The organism is Arthrobacter sp. R1-13 (assembly GCF_054161475.1).
Genome location: NZ_CP096420.1, coordinates 2754532 through 2773297, shown reverse-complemented (window position 1 = coordinate 2773297; position 18766 = coordinate 2754532). Strand labels below are relative to the sequence as shown.

Genomic DNA, 18766 nt, shown 5'->3' with positions numbered 1-18766 from the left:
TGCCTTAGGGTTGGGTCATGTTCAAGCAGCGGGTAGTGTTCGTCCACGGCTCAGGCAGCTTTGGATCGGCTGCCTGGCCCAAACAGCACGGCATGGCACTGGCCTATGATGCCCTCTTCCTGCGGCGGTACGGATTCGACCCCCAGTCGGAGCCACTTGAGACCGACTTCGCCGCTGATACTGCCATCATTCTGGGGGCGTTGAGCGATGAGGGGCGCGGAGCCGCCGGTGGTCATGTGGTGGCGCATTCCCAGGGCGCCATCTCGGCAATGATGGCAGCAGTGGAACGCCCGGATCTGGTGTACTCCCTGACACTGGTGGAGCCCGCCTGCCTCTCCTTGACGGCTGAACTTCCCGCGACCGCGGCCCACAGGTCCCTCATGGAGCCGCTCTTCGACATCAGGCACCAGCTTGGGGACGAAGACTTCCAGCGGGAATTCGTCCGCCGTGCTTTTTCGGCCGAAGCGCCCGGGCCAACCACCCCCGAGGCTCGCAAGGCCGCCAGGCGGCTCCGGCTCCAGGCTCCGCCGTGGGAAGCGCCGCTCCACATTGTGCCGGGGGTACCAACCCTGGTCCTCACTGGCGGGTGGGAGCCGCTCTATGAGGAGATCGCTGCTTATCTGCGCGAAACCGGTGCCCTTCACCGGACTGCGGCGGGAGGGCACCGGCCTCACGATTCCGTAGAGGGAGACCGCATTATCCGGTCATTCCTGGCTGACGTCAGCCGGCGTCAGCAGTCCCGGGCTTCCTGATCCTGGTGCCATCATTTGCCGGCACCAGCAATTCGGGCAGATACACCTTTCCGCCGGCGGCGAGGAATTCCTCGCTTTTCTCCCGCATGCCGGCCGTCAACGCAGCTATTTCTGCAACCTGCGCCTGGGCCTCCGCAGACCCGAACTCGTTCCGAATGTCCTGGCTGATCCGCATGGAGCAGAACTTGGGACCGCACATGGAGCAGAAATGGGCAGTCTTGGCTGGTTCGGCCGGGAGTGTTTCGTCATGGAAAGCCTCGGCGGTTACCGGATCGAGTGAGAGTGCGAACTGGTCCCGCCAGCGGAATTCGAACCGCGCCTTGGAAAGTGCATCGTCCCGCTCGTGCGCTCCGGGATGCCCTTTCGCAAGGTCTGCGGCGTGGGCGGCGATCTTGTAGGTGATCACACCAGTCTTCACGTCGTCTTTGTTCGGCAGGCCCAGGTGTTCCTTGGGGGTGACGTAGCAGAGCATGGCGGTGCCATAGCGGGCGATCTCGGTGGCCCCAATAGCCGACGTAATGTGGTCATACCCCGGGGCGACATCGGTGACGAGCGGGCCCAGGGTGTAGAACGGCGCGCCCTTGCAGAGCTCCTGCTGGCGCTCCACGTTCTCCCGCACCAGGTGGAACGGGATGTGGCCGGGACCCTCCACCATCACCTGGACATCAAAATCCCAGGCCCGCTGGGTGAGCTCGGCAAGCGTGTCGAGCTCGGCGAACTGTGCGGCGTCGTTGGCGTCTGCTGTGGCACCGGGCCGTAACCCGTCACCCAGCGAAAACGCGACGTCGTACATCGCGAAAATATCGCACAGCTCGTCGAAGTGGGTGTAAAGGAAGTTCTCCTCGTGGTGGGCGAGGCACCAGCCGGCCATGATGGAGCCGCCCCGTGACACGATGCCTGTGACGCGGTTGGCTGTGAGCGGCACGTAGCGGAGCAGGACGCCGGCGTGGATGGTCATGTAGTCCACGCCCTGCTCGCACTGTTCAATGACGGTGTCGCGGAAGATCTCCCAGGTCAGGGCGTTGGCTTCTCCATTGACCTTCTCCAGTGCCTGGTAGATGGGGACGGTGCCGATGGGCACGGGAGAGTTGCGGATGATCCACTCGCGGGTGGTGTGGATGTCATCGCCGGTAGAGAGGTCCATCACTGTGTCGGCTCCCCACTGGGTAGCCCACTGCAGCTTGTCCACCTCTTCGGCGATAGAGCTTGTCACGGCCGAGTTTCCGATGTTCGCGTTGATCTTTACCAAGAAGGCCTTGCCGATGATCATGGGCTCGGACTCGGGGTGGTTAATATTGTTCGGGATGATGGCCCGGCCTGCCGCCAGCTCGCTGCGGACCAACTCAACATCGCAATTTTCGCGGAGAGCCACAAACCGCATTTCCGGGGTGATCATTCCCTGACGCGCGTAGTGCATCTGGGTGACCGTCCTGCCGCCGACGGCACGGCGGGGCACCGGCTGCGCTCCTTTCCACTCCTCTGAGGCTGCTCCCCGACGGACAGCCGAGCGGCCGTCGTCGAGCAGGGTGCGCTCCCGTCCGCTGTACGGCTCTGTGTCCCCGCGGGCTTCTATCCATTCGGAACGGAACGGCCTGAGACCGACCACCGGGTCGCTGCCGGGACCGGCCGTGCGGTAGACGTGGAAAGGACCGTTTCTATCGCCGTTGGGGGAGTCCTCCAAGGCGATTGCAGTCACCGGCACCTTGATTCCGTTTCCTTCGCCGGAGACGTAGGTGAGGGAGTGTGACTTCAGGGACTGCGTTTCGCCGGAGGGAATTTGGACAGGGCTGTGCTGTGATTCTGGGGTACTCAAGGGAATACTCACTTCCTTCGCCGGCATTACCCGGACAGGTTCAACGGTCGCAGGCTGCGTCAGCCCGATCTCAGCCCCTGCAAGGGCACCCGTGTGGTCGTAAATGAAGCTATCACACCGATGCCTCCTGCAACCCGAGGCGTCCCACAAACCGGGGCGCCGCAGCATCGCCATGCCAGGGAACATCCTGCGGTGGTCCGCCGTTAGGCTTTTGTCCGTGCCGAAAATAATTGAATTCAGCGGAACGGTGCTCACATCACCTGACTTGGAGCGACACGGAATGTGGGCAGTAGACGGGAAGCTGACCTTTCGTCGTCCCGCAGGAAACCCCGGCGTCGTCCTCGATGGCTGGGTGATGCCAGGGCTCGCCGATGCCCATTGCCACATCGGCCTGGGCCCGGAGGGTGAAGTGCCTGACCATGTGGCCGAGGCGCAGGCCCTGCAAGACAGGAATGCCGGCACCCTGCTGGTCCGCGATGCCGGCTCCCCCAGCGATACCAGATGGCTTCAGCACCGCAGGGACATGCCACGGATCATCAGGTCCGGCAGGCATGTTGCCAGGACGCGCCGCTACCTGAAGAACCTCGCCCTGGAGGTGGAGCCCCGGGATCTGGCGGAAACCGTGAGGAAGCAGGCCCGTGCGGGTGATGGGTGGATCAAACTTGTGGGGGACTGGATAGACCGCGACGCCGGGGATCTCGCCCCTTGTTTTCCGTCCTGGGCGGTGAAGGATGCCGTTCTCGCGGCGCACGAGGAGGGTGCCCGGGTCACCGCCCACTGTTTTGCCGAGGACACGCTGGATGACATGCTCGACGCCGGGATTGACTGCATCGAACACGGAACCGGCCTCCTTCCGCGCCACATCCCCCGCTTCATCGAGCAGGGTGTTGCCTTGGTTCCCACCCTGGTCAACATCGGAACCTTTCCAGATATCGCCAAACGGGCAGATGCGAAGTTCCCGGTCTACGCCGCCCATATGCGGTCCTTGTGGGCACGGCGCAATGAGCGCGTCCTGGAGGCATTCGAAGCGGGAGTGCGAATCCTTGCCGGCACAGATGCGGGAACAGTCATAGCCCACGGACGGATCGTGGACGAAGTCCTCGCCCTGAATGCCGCAGGGCTCCCTGCCGCTGCGGCACTGGACTCTGCGGCCTGGGCTGCACGCTCCTGGCTGGACGCCGAAGGCTTGACCGAAGGTGCCAGCGCCGATGTGCTGGTGTGCGCCGAAGACCCCCGCGAATCCCTGACTACCCTGAAGACGCTCCGCCATATCGTGCTCAGAGGGGAAGTGCTTCGTTAGGGGAAGTGCTAACAAGGGGAAATGCTCAATGAGGGAATAAATTGAACCTTCAAGTAATTTAACTCTATGAGTGCAGGTCGCCGATCCGGGCGGCCCCCGAACCAGGAGTGAATTATGACCACGGAAACGAGCAGCCAGGATCTGCTTCCCGCCGACCTCACCATGGGCACAGTGATGCTCAAGGTACGGGACCTGACGCTGATGACCGATTACTACCAGCGCGCCCTCGGACTGGAGATCGTGGCGGAGCAGGATGGCGGGCTCTACCTGGGCCGGCGCCGCCAGCCCCTGGTCCACCTTGCTGCAGCTCCCCGACTGGCTGTTCCTTCCCGTGGCGAAGCAGGGCTCTTCCATACAGCCTTGTTGTTCGAAGACCAGCCGGCCCTTGCGGCCACCGTGGCAACGGCAGCCCACTACGAGCCCCGGTTGTTCACGGGAAGCGCCGATCACCTGGTGAGCGAAGCCTTCTACTTCAACGATCCCGAAGGTAACGGCATCGAACTCTACTGGGACCGCCCCCGTGAGGCGTGGTCATGGGATGGCAAGAACGTTGTAATGGACAGCTTGCCTCTTCCCCCTCAGCACTACCTGCAGCGCCACCTGACCGAAGAGAGAGTCTCCGAACAGCGGGAGTCGGGTGCCGGCGTCGGGCACGTCCACCTCCAGGTAGGCGACGTCCAGACGGCCCAGGACTTCTACGTGGATACGCTGGGCTTTGAAAAGACCGCCGGCTGGCACGGTCAGGCCCTTTTTGTCTCCGCCGGTGGCTATCACCACCACATGGCCATGAATGTCTGGAACAGCCGCGGCGCCGGACCACGCAAGGACACGCTGGGGCTGGGGGAAGTTCTCATTGAAGTTCCCGCAGGGGACGACGTCGGGGCGCTCGCCGACCGCCTGAAAGTCGCCGGGGTACCTTCCCACCACACCGGCCTGGAACTCCGCTTTGAGGATCCGTGGCGCAACAGGATCCGAGTGGCGGTGCGCTGACGTCATGCCTTCCGGGTTGGGCTGCCTTCTGCGTTAGGCTGATTCGGACGGCCACGGTGGGGCTCAAAATCCGCATCGTAGGACCTTCCTCGCAGCGACGGAATGAGGATGATTTCCATGGGGTTCACCGAGATCTTTGTTTCCACCCACGACGGCGCGCTGAAGCGGGCCAGAGCGCTCGACGGCGGCGGGCCGGCCACCGGTGATGCCGTGCGCATCCCAGGAATCAGCGACTTCGAAATCGAGCAGTTGGGCGACCTCGCAGGCGCGGCCGTGCACGCAGCGGGCGCGGACTATGAACTGGCAATGGTGGACGTGGCAAGCGACTCTCTTCTTGGTGTTCCGCCGGCTATGGTCCGGGCCCTGGCCGAATTGCTCAGCTACGAGTCCGAAGGCGAAGGCGATGTGCTTGAACATGTCGCCGAGCAGTGGGCTGCGGAGGATGACATGCCTTTCGGGGCTGATGAAGCCAAGGGCTACGTCCAGCGGATTGCAGAGCTGGCAAGCGGGGTGGACGACAACGATCGGACCGGCCTGTACGTCTGGGCATCGTAGGCGCTAACGGGTTGATGAAGGCCGGGCGGGCGTCAAGTCGAAATCCCGCCGTCGATCTGGCACAATAAGTAGGTACTTGATCTGCGTGGCCCCTCTCTCCGCGTCTGGATCCTGTCCTTTAGAACCCCCTAGTATGGCCCGCCCCACGGGTGCAGAACGCGGGTTCGACCCCGTTTCAGAAACAGGAGTGACCACAAAAGTGGCCGTAAAGATTCGCCTTAAGCGCTTCGGTAAGATGCGCGCACCGTACTACCGCATTGTCGTTGCAGACTCACGCACCAAGCGTGATGGTCGTGCCATCGAAGAAATCGGCAAGTACCACCCCACCGAGGAGCCCTCATACATCGAGGTTGACTCCGAGCGTGCCCAGTACTGGCTGTCCGTCGGCGCCCAGCCGTCAGAGCAGGTTGCCGCGATCCTCAAGATCACCGGTGACTGGCAGAAGTTCAAGGGTCTTCCCGGCCAGGAAGGTACCTTGAAGACGAAAGCCCCCAAGGTTGCCTTCGTTGCTCCGGAAAAGCGCTCCGTGATCATCCCGGAAGCCATCACCAAGAAGGCCAAGGCGGAAGCTCCGGCTGAAGCAGACGCCGAAGCAGAGACCACCGAGGCTGAGTAAATTGCTGGCAGAAGCGCTCGAACACCTTGTCCGCGGGATTGTTGACAGCCCCGAGGACGTCAAGGTCAGTGCCAAGAACAACCGCCGCGGGGATACCCTCGAGGTTCGCGTTCATCAGGACGATCTTGGCAGGGTGATCGGCCGTCAGGGCCGTACAGCACGTGCATTGCGCACAGTGGTGGCGGCATTGGCGAATGGCGAGCAGGTCAGGGTCGACGTCGTCGACACCGACCGCCGCCGGTAATCGCGCCAGCAACACTTGTCTTGGGTCCGGCCCCTTCACCAGATGGTGGAGGGGCCGGACTTTTTTGAGATCCCATACCCTTCCCAGAGCGGCAGCTCGAAACTATTCATCCCGAATCCGGAACAGAGGAACAGAGGAACAGATGCAGCTTCAGGTGGCACGAATCGGAAAACCCCACGGCATCCGCGGTGAGGTGACCGTACAGGTGTTGACGGATGCGCCGGGGGATCGCTTTGTCCCTGGTACCGAGTTCGTGGTGGAACCCGCTTCCGCAGGGCCGCTGACGATTCTGAGCGCCCGCTGGAACAAGGACATCCTGCTGCTCGGATTCGAGGAGATCGAGACCCGCAATGAGGCGGAGACACTCCGTGGAGCCAAGCTATTCATTGAAACCGAGGAGCTGGACGAGGATGACGACGAAGGCTGGTATGAGCACGAGCTTGTGGGACTTGAGGCACGGGTGGGGTCAGAGGTCGTAGGCACCATCGCGGCACTCACCACCCTGCCGGTTCAGGACCTCCTGACTGTAAAGACACCTGACGGCAAGGAAATCCTGGTCCCCTTTGTGGAACAGATTGTCCCTGAGGTCAACATTGCTGAAGGTTTTGTGCTGATCACGCCCCCGCCGGGGCTCTTTGGGATCAATGAAGAAGGCGGCGCCGGGGACAGCGACGAAACCGCACCCGCCGAAGCCGGGGACGACGACTAAATGCAGATCGACGTCGTCAGTATCTTTCCGGAATATCTGGCGCCTTTGGAGCTGTCCCTCATCGGGAAAGCCCGCCAGGACGGGTTGCTTGACCTGAAGGTGCACGACCTCCGCGAATTCACCACGGACCGGCACAGGACTGTCGATGACACTCCGTACGGTGGCGGGGCCGGCATGGTCATGAAGGCCGAGCCGTGGGCGCAGGCACTCTCCTCCATCGCGGAGGGAGGACACGCGGGCAAGAAGCCGGTGCTGATCGTTCCGTCGCCCGCGGGCGAGCGCTTCAACCAGTCGCTGGCCCACGAACTGGCTGAAGAAGAGCAGCTCGTTTTTGCCTGTGGCCGGTATGAAGGCATAGATGAGAGGGTCATCGAGTGGGCTTCGGAGCACTTTACTGTCCGCCCGATGAGCCTTGGCGACTACGTCCTTAACGGAGGCGAAGTTGCCGTACTGGCCATGGTTGAAGCGATTGTCCGGCTTTTGCCAGGCGTTGTTGGCAATCCGGAATCCCTTGTGGAGGAATCTCACGCGGACGGACTGCTGGAGTACCCCGTCTATACGAAGCCTTCCATCTGGCGCGACCGTGAGGTGCCGGCCATCCTTTTGAGCGGCAATCACGGGAAAATCGCCCAGTGGCGGCGCCACGAACAGTACCGCCGCACCGCAGCCCGTCGCCCGGATCTGCTGGAGGGTTTCGACACCACAAAGCTGACCCGCGCGGACCGTACGGAATTTGCGGACCTTGGGTACGACGTCGTCGACGGACGCCTGCGTCGCCGGCCGGACGAGCCGGGAAACGATCAGGGCTGAGGGATTCGCCTCAAGGCTCCGCATGTGGCAAAATTAGTCCTTGTGCCTACTGGGTGCGAACCTGCCACAGGGGGAGCGTAACCAACAGCCTGGCGCCCCGGACCCGTCAATCAGTGACGGAACCGGAATAGCAACTTTCGGCGGGAATTTCCGGGCCTTTCAAAACCCGGGCTTGGCCGCCGTGACCCAAAGTAAATGACCTGTGGCGTTTACCAGGAGTGGATCAATGCATATCCTCGATTCCGTAGATGCAGCCTCGCTGCGCACCGATGTTCCTGAGTTCCGCGCGGGTGACACCCTTAAGGTTCACGTCAACATCATCGAAGGCAAAAACTCCCGTATCCAGGTGTTCCAGGGCTTTGTCCTCGGCCGCCAGGGCGACGGTATCCGCGAAACCTTCACCGTCCGCAAGGTTTCCTTCGGTGTCGGCGTAGAGCGTACCTTCCCGGTACACTCCCCGATCATCGACAAGATCGAGCTCGTTACCAAGGGTGACGTGCGCCGGGCCAAGCTTTACTACATGCGCGCACTGCGCGGTAAAGCCGCCAAGATCAAGGAAAAGCGCGACTTCCAGACCGCCAAGTAAGTCTCCGGACTTTCGAAGCGGGTCCGCAACCCGTATCCGGCCGCGCCGGAGCCATCCGCAACAGCGCCACAGGATACGGATCATGGACAACAACACAAAACGCCAGTACGGGAGACCGGGCTGGCGTTTTGTTTTGCTTGCGCTCGTTGTCGCAGTGGTCATCAGCGGGTTGTTCCGGTCGCTGTTGCTTGATATTTACTACATCCCCTCGGCGTCCATGGAGCCTCTGTTCGAAACGGGAGACCGGATCCTGGTGTCCCGGACGGACTTGCAGAAACAGCCCATCGGGCGTGGGGACGTCGTGCTCTTCGACGGACGGGGTACCTTTGCTCCCCTGAACAGTGGCCAGGGGCCGTTGCTGGATGCCGCCTCGGGCCTAGGACACTGGATTGGGCTCACAGGCAGTGACACCACGTACGTAAAGCGGGTTATCGGGCTCCCCGGCGATCATGTGGTGTGCTGCGGAACCGACGGCAGGCTCACAGTGAATGGCCAGTTTCTTGAGGAACCCTATGTGTATGACGGCGATGCGCCAAGCAAGCAGAAGTTCAGTGTGATCGTGCCCCCCGGACGGTTATGGCTACTCGGTGATCATCGGGCCATGTCAGCCGATTCACGGAGTCTGCTGGGCGCCCCGGGCGGCGGGATGGTTCCCCTTGACCGGGTTATCGGCCGACCGGTACAGATCATCTGGCCGCTTGATAGATTTGGCTCAGTGGAACGGCCTTCCAAGGCCGAGACAACAACGAAGGATGGACAGTAGATGCCCGAGACCGACCCCCGGGATTCCGGGTCGCACGAGCGGGACGAGTCCGGACACCTTCCGTTCACAGGAGCGGCTCCCGCAGCGGCGGCTTCAGGTGTGCCTGCAACAGGTGTGCCCGCTGCCGAACGGGCAGGCAGCGGAGCTTCCGTTCTTGGGCGTGCAGCACAAAGGCGTGCGGAAACGGGCAAGGAGAAGAAAGACGACCGGGGCCCCAGCCAGCTTCTCCTTTGGCTGAAGGAAGTAGCCACGGTGGTGGCCATCGCCATTGTCCTGTCCTTCCTCATCAAGACTTTCCTGTTCCGCGCCTTCTATATTCCGTCCGAATCCATGGTCAATACCCTGGACATCAGCGACAGGATTTTCGTCAATCTGCTGGTTCCGGAGCCCTTTGCCCTGCAGCGCGGCGACGTCGTGGTATTCAGGGACACCAAGGGCTGGCTGCCGCAGACGCCCCAGCAGGAGGACGGTCCCTTCACCTGGTTCGAAGATGCCGTGATCTTTGTGGGGCTGTTGCCTGACGATACGGAACAGCACCTGGTCAAGCGCGTCATCGGGCTCCCTGGAGACCACGTGGTCTGTTGCGGTGCCGGCGGCCGGCTGACGGTCAACGGCGATCCTTTGGACGAGAGCTACGTGAACAAGGCAGAAGTACCCGAGATCAGGAATTTCGACGTCGTGGTCCCCGCCGGCAAGGTGTGGGTCATGGGGGATAACCGGAACCACTCCGCCGATTCCCGCGCACACCAGGACACCAACGGCGGGTTCATCGACCTGCCTGATGTTGAGGGGAAGGCAGCGGTCATTGCATGGCCCCTCAATAGGATTGGCATACTCGACAATTATCCGGACGTCTTCAAAGACGTCCCTGCTCCCGCGGCAAAGTAATGGCTACCGAAGCACCCACCCTTGACTACGAGCGCCGCTTCCTAAGCCGCGGTGTGCAGCTGCTTGCCGGCGTCGACGAGGTGGGCCGCGGCGCCTTGGCGGGGCCCGTCACGGTGGGAATTACGGTGGTGGACCTTGGCCGGCAGGAACTCCTTGAGGACGTCCGGGACAGCAAACTGCTCAAGGCGGAAGACCGGGAGCGGTTGGAGCCCCTGGTGCGGGGCTGGAGTGTGGCATCGGCGGTAGGGCATGCTTCGGCAAACGAAATTGATTCCCTCGGCATCATCGCCGCGCTGAGGACTGCCGGCAACCGCGCCTGGAACCAGATCCTTGCCCTCGGAATCACACCTCAGGCGGTGCTGCTCGACGGCAGCCACAACTGGCTGACGCCGGATCCCCAGCCATCGCTTTTCGACGAGCCGGGCCTTTTCGACGATCCTCCCCTGTCCGGTGAGCCCTCGCTAATGGCTGGAATGCCTGAGCATGGTTGTGACGCTCCCGTTTACACCCTGGTGAAGGCCGACATGCAGTGCCTTAGCGTAGCCGCGGCCAGCGTCCTCGCGAAGGTGGAACGTGACCGCCTCATGCTTTCGCTGCATAGCGAGTACCCGGCTTTCGGCTGGAACGAGAACAAGGGTTATGGGACCGCTTCCCACCGCGAAGCTCTCCGCCTGTCCGGGCCCAGCCCCTATCACCGGGTCAGTTGGCACTTGTTCGGACCTGACGTTTGACCCTGGGACCTGCCGTCTCCCGTGGCGCACAGCGCCTGCTGCATGGTGCAAGATGGAAGCATGAGTGCCGAGGATCTTGAGAACTACGAAACAGACATGGAGCTTCAGCTCTACCGTGAGTACCGGGACGTCGTCGGCCTGTTCAGCTACGTTGTCGAAACTGAGCGGCGGTTCTACCTTGCCAACCATGTCGACCTTCAGGCCCGGAGTGCCGACGGCGAGGTCTACTTCGATCTGACCCTGCAGGATGCTTGGGTGTGGGACGTTTACCGCTCAGCCAGGTTTGTGAGAAGCGTACGGGTCATCACGTTCAAGGATGTCAACGTAGAAGAGCTTCCCCGCAGCGAAGAGCTCGCGCTTCCCAAGGACGTCGATCTGGGCAACTAGCCTCCCACTTTTCCTCCACATAGAAACTTGGGCTGACTTACCCACATAGCGCAACGTCTCCCTGCCTGGCCTTCCGTCGCTCCGCGAGGGTTGGTGGCGGAGGTAGAGATGAAAGCCAAAGACATACTTGGTCGGCGTGGGGAAGATCTTGCTGCGGGCTATCTGGAATTGCAGGGTATGCGGATTGTGGACCGCAACTGGCGCTGCACTGAAGGCGAAATAGACATCGTCGCGCTCGACGGCGACTCACTGGTCGTTGCCGAGGTCAAGACACGGACCTCACTGTCCTACGGGCATCCCTTTGAGGCCGTCGGCGTCAGCAAACTGGCCCGGCTGCACCGCCTGGCGGCCGCCTGGTGCCGCGACCACGAGCTGAGGATGCCGTTGCGCCGGGTGGACGTTATCGCCGTGGTGGACGACGGCGTCGGCGATCCCGTGGTGGAGCACCTCAAGGGCGTGGGCTAGGTGGGGCTGGGCAGGGCCTATTCAGTGGCCCTGGTGGGGCTGAACGGCTATGTCGTGGAAGTTGAAGCAGATATCGGCCAGACCCTTCCGGCGTTTGTGATCCTGGGCTTGCCGGACGCGAGCCTTAACGAGGCTAAGGAGCGGATCCGCTCGGCCGCGCAGAATTCCGGTATTCCGCTCAGCAGGCGGAAGATCACGGCCAATCTGATCCCCGCCTCGTTGCCCAAGCGCGGCTCGGGCTTCGACCTCGCAATCACAATGTCTGTCCTCAGGGCAGCCAATGACATCAAGAGCACTGAGCGGACTGTGTTCATTTCCGAGTTGGGTCTCGATGGCCGGCTGCGGCCTGTTCGCGGAATCCTGCCTGCCGTGATGGCCGCTGTCCAGGCGGGCTATCCGGATATCGTGGTGGCGCAGGCAAATGCGGCCGAAGCCGAGCTCGTGCCCGGGGCACGTGTCAGAGGGTACAGAACTCTTGCACGTCTTGCCTTCGATTACGGGGCTGATCCCCAGGAACTTGCCTTGGACTTCGAACCGGCGGACGAGGAGCCGTGCGACCCCGAGGATGCTGCCCGGCCGGTGCCTGACATGAGTGACGTATCCGGACAAGGGGATGCGCGGCGTGCGCTGGAGGTCGCCGCGGCAGGCGCTCACCATTTACTCCTGACAGGCCCGCCGGGCGCAGGCAAAACCATGCTTGCAGAGCGGCTTCCCGGGCTTCTTCCCGATCTCGGGGACACGGAGGCGATGGAGGTGACCGCGATCCACTCGCTGTGCTCTCTGCCCTCAGCTTCAGTGCAGCTTGTCCGCAGGCCGCCGTTCGAGAATCCACATCACAGTGCCACGTCGGCTGCAATCATAGGCGGAGGGTCCGGCCTGCCCCGGCCCGGGGCGGCCTCACGGGCGCATCGCGGAGTGCTTTTCCTTGACGAAGCGCCGGAGTACGAGCGCCGCGTCCTGGATGCGCTGCGGCAGCCGCTCGAGAGCGGTGAACTCGTCATCCACCGTTCCGCAGGAACCGCCGCCTACCCCGCCCGTTTCCAGTTGGTGCTGGCTTCCAATCCCTGCCCCTGCGGTAAGGCCTCGGGGAAAGGGCTGGACTGTACGTGCACGCCGATGATGAGGCGCCGCTATGTGGCGAGGATGTCAGGTCCGCTCCTTGACCGCGTGGACATCCAACTGGAGGTCGAACGGGTCTCCTTGGCAGACTTCGGGCAGTCCGGAGGAGAAGAAGACACCAGGACCATTGCCGCGCGCGTTGGGGCTGCCCGGAACAGGCAGTCGGAGCGGCTCCTGCCCTTTGGGATGGAGACAAATTCGCAGGTGCCGGGCCGCGTTCTGCGGGGAATCCTGCGGTTGCCTGCGCCCACAACGCGGATTCTGGACCATTCGCTGGAACGCGGTGTCTTGACTGCAAGGGGTTACGACAGGGTTCTCCGTTTGGCGTGGACTCTTGCCGATCTCGGAGAACGCGGCAGTCCCGATTCCAATGACATCGGACAGGCACTCGCTTTGCGGCAGGCAGCCACGCCGGCTGCGGCGTGAGAGGAAATCATGACAGACAATGAGCGATCAGCCAGGGCGGCACTGTCCAGGCTGATGGAGCCTCAGGATGCGGCTGGTATGGCACTGGTAAGCCTAGTTGGGGCAACAGATGCCCTGCTGATTGCCACTGGCCAGATAGGAGCAGGGCCGGAACTTGAGCGCGATATCACAACGGTATTGGCGGACAGCGGCGGCGGAAGCCAATGGCCAGGGCTGGGAGCTGCCCTGAAACGCTGGGCCCCTCGGATACCGGATCTGGCACCGGAACGGGACATTGCTACCATGCAACGTCTGGGAGGACGCTTGATCATTCCCGGTGATGATCTCTGGCCGAGGCAATTGGAGGATCTGGGTATTCATCAGCCGTTGTGTCTTTGGTGGCGGGGTCTGGAACAACCGCTGCCTCCAACCGCAAAGTCCGTCGCCCTAGTGGGTTCCCGTGACAGCACGAGCTATGGAGCATCCGTGACCGGCGAACTCGCCTATTCTTTGGCCCAACGGGGTTTCACCATCGTGTCAGGCGGGGCATACGGTATCGACGCCCATGCTCATCGGGCCGCACTTAGCGGAGGAACAGCAGCCATTCCCACCATTGCGGTGATGGCCGGAGGCGTTGACCGGTTCTATCCATCGGGCAACGAGGACCTGCTGAGGGCCGTAGCCAATCAAGGTGCTGTGCTTGCCGAGGTTCCGCCCGGCTCCGCCCCCACCAGGTACCGTTTTCTCCACCAGAAGATCAAATTATATGTATCAAACCGGCGATTTCGATTCGGGATATAGTTGCCCCTGACGATCAAGTGTTACCGACGGGGGTGTAATGGCGAACGCAGCAGTCGGTCAGGTGACTCAGTCCGCTGATGAGGTGCGAGTCGAAGTCAGTGGCGCTGCCGCTCTTTCCGGAGCGGCAAGGGACGTTTTCGATTCTGCGATCAAGTCTTATGCAACCGAACTCTTGAATGAAGCCAGCCGACGCGAGTTAGCGCATCGAGCAGATTCGTCCACCGTGCCTCAGTTCACGACTGGCCAGGTAGCCATCGCAGAGCAAGTAGTTCGGAGCAAAGGCCTGGCCCCGCCCGCCCGTTCGCGCTGGTTCATTGTAGCTAAGGCCCTGATGTACCTTTTGGCTGTACTTATCGGAGTCAGTAGCAACTTGATGGTGCAGTCTGAGCCATGGTTCCTCACCAGTACTGGCTGGCTGGTCGTTTTTTGCGTATCCGGGACAGCCGCACTATGCCTCACGATCGTTACCGAGGCCATCGAATTCAACAAGGAGCGCTGACGATGAATACGAATGGTACGGGCTCGGAGACTGAAGCGATTTTGACGGAGGCAGCCTCCCGTGCGCTAGACGAGCTCCTCGCAGAGCGGCGTAAAGAAATTGTGAGCGATGCCGTCCGCACATCGAGCGGTGAAGTTATTACCGCCGCAGACGTTGTTCGAGCATATTATTCGGCCGGTGGACGTCGTCCACTTCTTGAGTTGGCTGGCTCGTTCGATCGTGGACGGCGACGCCGCCAGCAAATTACTGCCGCTGCTTCCATAGGCATCCTTGCTCTCATAATCACAGCCTTTATCCAGGTCGTGCGGATCAATGGGCAGGGACAGTCGTTTGGTGCCCCGGATATCATCGGCGTGATTGGAGTCGTCGTAGGGATGGCTACGGCCTTCGCTGCAATCATTTTGCAGACCCGATCCATTGCAGGTGCCCGACGTTATCGAGAGCGGTTGATGCTGACGGTGGAGAACGAATTCGCAGGTGCACGATTCAACGACACAGCGCCAAGCGAGAGAAGGGCGAATGACGCCGAGCGGCGAGGAATGTTCCTGTCCGAATGGGGGAAGGTGGAGGAGAGTCTCCGCAAATTAGCCAGGATGCTTCCGCAGGAGACGGGTCAGCAGTCGTTCGCTTATCAGCCGATCGGAGTGCTGATGGCGAACTTGGCGAGAACCGGTATCATCGATCGCGCGCTCTCGTCCGACATTCGAAAAGTCATAACAGTTCGCAACATGGTTGCTCATCAGGAGTCGGTACCACGCGGACAGATGGAAGAGGGAATGGTGCTTCTGAACAGTGTGGAAGAGCGCCTTTCGAACTTGCAACGAAGAATGCCTCCCAGCCTCTTGCGGTGACGGAAAACGGGCGATGCGCTCGCCGATTCATTGGCGGCACGGCGGATCGCTGTAGAGGGCTGGCACTTTGGGTCGACTCAATCTAAGGGAGCAAAGTGAACAAGAATCATTTCACGATGGGTGACACCCTGCCAGGTCTCATTGTCGACAACGTCGAGGACACGCCTTACGTGACAGGGATGCTGACCTTTGAGGAGCTCAAAGGGATCGACCTATTGGTCCCTTTTCTCAACAACACGCCGCAGTTCGCGTCGGTCAAGGGCTGGGTTCGTGATGGTCGGCCTCCGTCCAACCTACAGTTGCTGACTGGGAGCGGGCGATTCACCTTGTACGGTTGTCGCACATCAGGCTCTTCGCTTAACTTTGGGGGCCATGGATTTTCGACGGTGAAGGTGACGCCGCAAGAAGTGGTCTTCAAAGATCGCGACGGCGACTTCGAGGACGCACTAGAAGTCACAGAACTTCGCTCGCATATCGACGGGCTCACCGAGTGGACCAACATGGGTGCCACCTCATACTCCTTTATGCAAGACGAGAACAACCGCGTTCAGAAGATCAACGTAGAGGTGGAGTCGCCACCCGCTCTGACATGGCGTCACGGCGACGTCACGTTCGAGTTGAGCACTAATTGGACGACGGACCAGGAGGAGCCTGGTTTTCGCGTAAGGGAGTGGGTCTGTCTTACGACCAGGTACGAATCGTCTCGCCCATGCGCGGACCACTTCGAGGAACAGCGTAAGATGATCGCGCTATTGACGCTCATGTACGGTCAGCCGGTCGTGTTTAGGCGGCATGAAATACGGGACTCGAGGTTCAATTCGAAGGTTCTCACCGGCAAAGTTGTCGACGTGCCGTTTTTTGAGATGGTGTCCGAGAATACCGTATCGGACTACTGGCGATCCCGTCCTGGAGAACTGAAGCATCCACTAGCGACAGCGTCAATAGTTGGAGTTGAGGGCCTGGAGCGCTGGATGGCTGCGTTCGACGAGTGGGAGCGTGTCGTTCAACCCGCTAGTGGAACGCTACGGCGACCGGAATCCTACGTCGAAGACCACATTGTGAACGCCTCTGTGAGTTTGGAAGCTGCAGGTCACATCATCGGCGCAGTAGAAGGCGAGGGTGATTCGCTGAATGGGAAACGCCCAACAACTGCCACCTTCGTCTTTCGGTGCCTTGCAACCGTCAAGCTCGATTGGTCCGATATTGCGGCCTCGCCTATGGCGCTGGCCAAGGCTATCGCGGCTAACTACAACGACGTCAAGCACGCCAAACGGGGACCAATGCCTTCCCCAGAAAAGACATACGTCGCCGGGAAAGTTGCGCTTCTACTTGTGCGGCTGCTTGCGCTGAGAATCATGGATCCGACTATGTCCTTGATCAAGGCCTACGGCGAGGACTGGAAGTTCGTCCAGTTCAAGAGGCAGATAGTCGACATGAACATCTACGTCGACGCTGACGGCAAATTTGGTTCGCGCCCCCAGGAACAGGACGACATCCTGGTGGCAGAATAGGCGTTTACTCGGCGGTGCTGCCGTCCTACTCGATAGGGGGAAACTTGAGCGGTGGACAACAGAGCGACAGTTTCCGTTCAAAATGGACGGTGACTGACTTGGAAGAGCGCCTTCGCGGTGTCCCTGAAGGCGTGGAAATCATCTTGGACGGACCTCAGTCACTGCGTCGGTACATGGTTCTCCACACTCGTCCACCGAAATGTTATCCCCGTACGGAGATCTCTTTCAGCCTCGGCGACTGCTCGGAGCCCGGTAATTTTACGTTTGAGTCTGTGTCTTGGTCTTGGGCGCATGACCTGGCGGCGAATCAAGTCGCTGAACAACTGAAGGAAATTGGAGGTGCCACGAAGGCACTCCTGACGTTGGAATCAGTTTCTTTTGTAGCCGAGAACGGTGAACACCGGGGGAAAACTGTCTGCTACAAAAAGCCCGTTCTCACTGTCAAGGGAGCCGGCCGAGCAGGCTGAGGCTACAAGCGGCGATCAGGCTGCAAAGAGTGGAGTTCTCGAAGGAGTCGAATCTCAGCTAAAGCACGTGAAAGAGGATCGATCAAGGCCGGTACTTCTTTCCGTCCATGTATACGGCGTAGGTGGCGTCCGTAATCGTCATGCTCGGGATCTTGCAGTAGTCAGTAGTTGCCGCCTGAAAGTCACTTATAAGCGTGTCCGTAGGCATTCCCGTGCCGTTGTCGATCTTGTTCCGGCCGCTGGTAAGAATGTCGGCGGCGGCGGCGAACTGCTGGGCTGCCGTCATGACCTTCAGCCAGTCAGTGCACGTTGTCTTTGAGTACGTCTTCGTCCACGTCTGTGTGTACTTGTTGGCGGTCGGCGTGGGGCTCGGACTTTTTGTGGACGGCGAGGCTGACGTGCCGCCGTAGCAACCGGTGAGCAGCAGGGCGGCCGCGGCCACAGGAATGACGAGCTTATTGATGGTTCCCCCAAGTGAGTATCCGCCGTTATGTGCACTCTACCTGTGCGTTTAGCTTATTCACGGGGCCAGAGACACGAAGGCGGACAGCAGGGGCTGCCCGTCTAGAGCTTCATGCCTCTTTTTTTCGCTCTGCGATGCGCTCGGCAATGGCTTGCTCGGGCCATTCAACAGGCTTGTGACTGATGTAGGAACGTATAGCGTGACGGGACTGCCCAATCCAAAAGGCAACGTCTTCTTCGGCTCTCTTTATAGATACCTCAGCTTCCTTGTCGTCCTTCTGAGTCACGTAGTGTGTCTTTGTGACGAACATCAAGCGCACCCTCATATAAGTCGTCCTGGCATGACGGTAGACCTCTGGGGCGAGCAGCCCTATCTCCTCGACAAGGTCCCTCAACTGGTCAAGGCGCTCAGTGTGGCCTAGATACGCGTCCCGCGTCATGGACTGTCCCCATGCTTCGGATCGTTCGATCCCCTCAACGGTGGATAGGAACTTGGTGAAGAGTTCTATTTTGTGTTCGAGTTGCCGGTCCCGGCGTCTTGCATCATTCTCCAAGTGCCAGCGTTTTTCGTCCGCCTCGGCCTTTTTCTGCTCGCGTCTGCTAGCTATTACGCCGCCGACAGCTTGAGAGATGATCGAGCCTCCCGCGCCGATAGCTGCACTGCCGAGCGCCAACATGATTGCTACCTCTTGCGCGATTTCCCCTGCCATGAGCCGAGACTATCCGCGAACCTTTCTGAATTCGAATGAACACCGTGCTAGTCGGCGAGTCGAGCACCGTGTAACCGTAAAAAGCCCCTCCGTTGACCGATAGGGGAGCTTCTGGGAGCGGCTAGTAGTCCGTGGTCTCGTGTCCGACGCCGACGATGAGGTCGATAGCCGCGAAGGTGTGGCCGTCGGGGACTGTGGAATGGCTTGTAGCCTACTCGCATGCAAGGCGCTGGCGGGCGGTTGTGTGCCAAGCATGCGCACATGCCACGTTCTGACCGGTCCCTGACGTGCTGCCATGGCCACTGCCAAGGCTTTCTAGGTGCAAGATTTTC

Annotated in this window: 22 protein-coding genes, 1 pseudogene and 1 riboswitch; of the genes and pseudogenes, 20 read left to right on the top strand and 3 right to left on the bottom strand. The window is 60.9% G+C overall.

The genetic code is table 11. The features are described from left to right. Positions 1-17 precede the first annotated feature (17 nt). A complete protein-coding gene (locus tag M1D88_RS12820; protein ID WP_458111213.1) occupies positions 18-752 on the top strand; it encodes an alpha/beta fold hydrolase in 735 nt (244 codons plus the stop codon). Here M1D88_RS12820 and thiC read toward each other — a convergent pair. Further along, on the bottom strand, positions 721-2565 hold the full coding sequence (gene thiC / locus M1D88_RS12815; RefSeq protein ID WP_458111212.1) for a phosphomethylpyrimidine synthase ThiC: 1845 nt from the start codon (positions 2563-2565) through the stop codon (positions 721-723). The two genes, M1D88_RS12820 and thiC, sit on opposite strands and share 32 nt — an antisense overlap. Continuing rightward, a riboswitch (TPP riboswitch) is annotated at positions 2561-2668 on the bottom strand. (Overlaps the previous gene by 5 nt.) Before the next feature lie 114 nt (positions 2669-2782). Between thiC and M1D88_RS12810 the strand changes: the two genes are divergently transcribed. The 18 genes and pseudogenes from M1D88_RS12810 to M1D88_RS12725 all read left to right on the top strand — a co-directional run bounded on the left by M1D88_RS12810 (position 2783) and on the right by M1D88_RS12725 (position 16795). Further along, positions 2783-3865, top strand: a complete 1083-nt coding sequence (locus tag M1D88_RS12810; protein WP_458111211.1) for an amidohydrolase family protein — start codon at positions 2783-2785, stop codon at positions 3863-3865. A 114-nt stretch (positions 3866-3979) separates the two neighbouring features. Then, positions 3980-4855 (top strand): VOC family protein, encoded by an 876-nt coding sequence (locus tag M1D88_RS12805; protein ID WP_458111210.1) that lies wholly within the window; start codon positions 3980-3982, stop codon positions 4853-4855. 117 nt (positions 4856-4972) lie between these two features. Beyond that, positions 4973-5410: a hypothetical protein gene (locus M1D88_RS12800; protein ID WP_458111209.1), complete on the top strand. Its 438-nt coding sequence runs from the start codon at positions 4973-4975 to the stop codon at positions 5408-5410. Between the two features lie 199 nt (positions 5411-5609). Continuing rightward, a complete protein-coding gene (gene rpsP, locus M1D88_RS12795) occupies positions 5610-6026 on the top strand; it encodes a 30S ribosomal protein S16 (RefSeq protein WP_458114518.1) in 417 nt (138 codons plus the stop codon). 1 nt (position 6027) lies between these two features. Next, a complete protein-coding gene (locus M1D88_RS12790) occupies positions 6028-6270 on the top strand; it encodes an RNA-binding protein (RefSeq protein WP_247045668.1) in 243 nt (80 codons plus the stop codon). Positions 6271-6412: 142 nt separating this feature from the next. Beyond that, entirely contained in the window at positions 6413-6979 is a 567-nt protein-coding gene (gene rimM, locus M1D88_RS12785) for a ribosome maturation factor RimM (RefSeq protein WP_458111208.1), read from the top strand. Next, on the top strand, positions 6980-7789 hold the full coding sequence (gene trmD / locus M1D88_RS12780) for a tRNA (guanosine(37)-N1)-methyltransferase TrmD (RefSeq protein WP_458111207.1): 810 nt from the start codon (positions 6980-6982) through the stop codon (positions 7787-7789). 226 nt (positions 7790-8015) lie between these two features. Further along, positions 8016-8375: a 50S ribosomal protein L19 gene (gene rplS / locus M1D88_RS12775; RefSeq protein WP_458111206.1), complete on the top strand. Its 360-nt coding sequence runs from the start codon at positions 8016-8018 to the stop codon at positions 8373-8375. Between the two features lie 82 nt (positions 8376-8457). After that, entirely contained in the window at positions 8458-9138 is a 681-nt protein-coding gene (lepB, locus tag M1D88_RS12770) for a signal peptidase I (protein WP_458111205.1), read from the top strand. Next, positions 9139-10026 carry a signal peptidase I gene (gene lepB / locus M1D88_RS12765; RefSeq protein ID WP_458111204.1) on the top strand — a complete coding sequence of 296 codons (888 nt, stop codon included), beginning with the start codon at positions 9139-9141 and terminating at the stop codon, positions 10024-10026. Further along, on the top strand, positions 10026-10757 hold the full coding sequence (locus M1D88_RS12760; RefSeq protein WP_458111203.1) for a ribonuclease HII: 732 nt from the start codon (positions 10026-10028) through the stop codon (positions 10755-10757). The genes lepB (M1D88_RS12765) and M1D88_RS12760 overlap by 1 nt, the downstream gene beginning before the upstream one ends. Before the next feature lie 60 nt (positions 10758-10817). After that, entirely contained in the window at positions 10818-11144 is a 327-nt protein-coding gene (locus M1D88_RS12755) for a DUF2469 domain-containing protein (RefSeq protein WP_458111202.1), read from the top strand. A gap of 108 nt (positions 11145-11252) precedes the next feature. After that, positions 11253-11609 carry a YraN family protein gene (locus M1D88_RS12750; RefSeq protein ID WP_458111201.1) on the top strand — a complete coding sequence of 119 codons (357 nt, stop codon included), beginning with the start codon at positions 11253-11255 and terminating at the stop codon, positions 11607-11609. Then, on the top strand, positions 11610-13154 hold the full coding sequence (locus M1D88_RS12745; RefSeq protein WP_458111200.1) for a YifB family Mg chelatase-like AAA ATPase: 1545 nt from the start codon (positions 11610-11612) through the stop codon (positions 13152-13154). A 9-nt stretch (positions 13155-13163) separates the two neighbouring features. Then, positions 13164-13886 (top strand): annotated as a pseudogene (locus tag M1D88_RS12740) (DNA-processing protein DprA); the annotation flags it as partial. A gap of 85 nt (positions 13887-13971) precedes the next feature. Then, complete coding sequence (locus M1D88_RS12735) at positions 13972-14433, top strand: hypothetical protein (RefSeq protein ID WP_458111199.1); 462 nt, start codon at positions 13972-13974, stop codon at positions 14431-14433. A 2-nt stretch (positions 14434-14435) separates the two neighbouring features. Next, positions 14436-15284, top strand: a complete 849-nt coding sequence (locus M1D88_RS12730) for a hypothetical protein (RefSeq protein ID WP_458111198.1) — start codon at positions 14436-14438, stop codon at positions 15282-15284. Between the two features lie 95 nt (positions 15285-15379). Continuing rightward, on the top strand, positions 15380-16795 hold the full coding sequence (locus tag M1D88_RS12725) for an ApeA N-terminal domain 1-containing protein (protein ID WP_458111197.1): 1416 nt from the start codon (positions 15380-15382) through the stop codon (positions 16793-16795). A gap of 549 nt (positions 16796-17344) precedes the next feature. Here the strand turns inward: M1D88_RS12725 and M1D88_RS12720 are convergent. After that, positions 17345-17548, bottom strand: coding sequence for a hypothetical protein (locus M1D88_RS12720; RefSeq protein ID WP_458111196.1), 204 nt, complete (start codon positions 17546-17548; stop codon positions 17345-17347). Between M1D88_RS12720 and M1D88_RS12715 the strand changes: the two genes are divergently transcribed. Next, positions 17547-17672: a hypothetical protein gene (locus M1D88_RS12715; protein ID WP_458111195.1), complete on the top strand. Its 126-nt coding sequence runs from the start codon at positions 17547-17549 to the stop codon at positions 17670-17672. The genes M1D88_RS12720 and M1D88_RS12715 overlap by 2 nt on opposite strands. 162 nt (positions 17673-17834) lie before the next feature. Here M1D88_RS12715 and M1D88_RS12710 read toward each other — a convergent pair whose 3' ends face one another. Next, positions 17835-18434, bottom strand: a complete 600-nt coding sequence (locus M1D88_RS12710) for a hypothetical protein (RefSeq protein ID WP_458111194.1) — start codon at positions 18432-18434, stop codon at positions 17835-17837. Between the last annotated feature and the right edge of the window lie 332 nt (positions 18435-18766).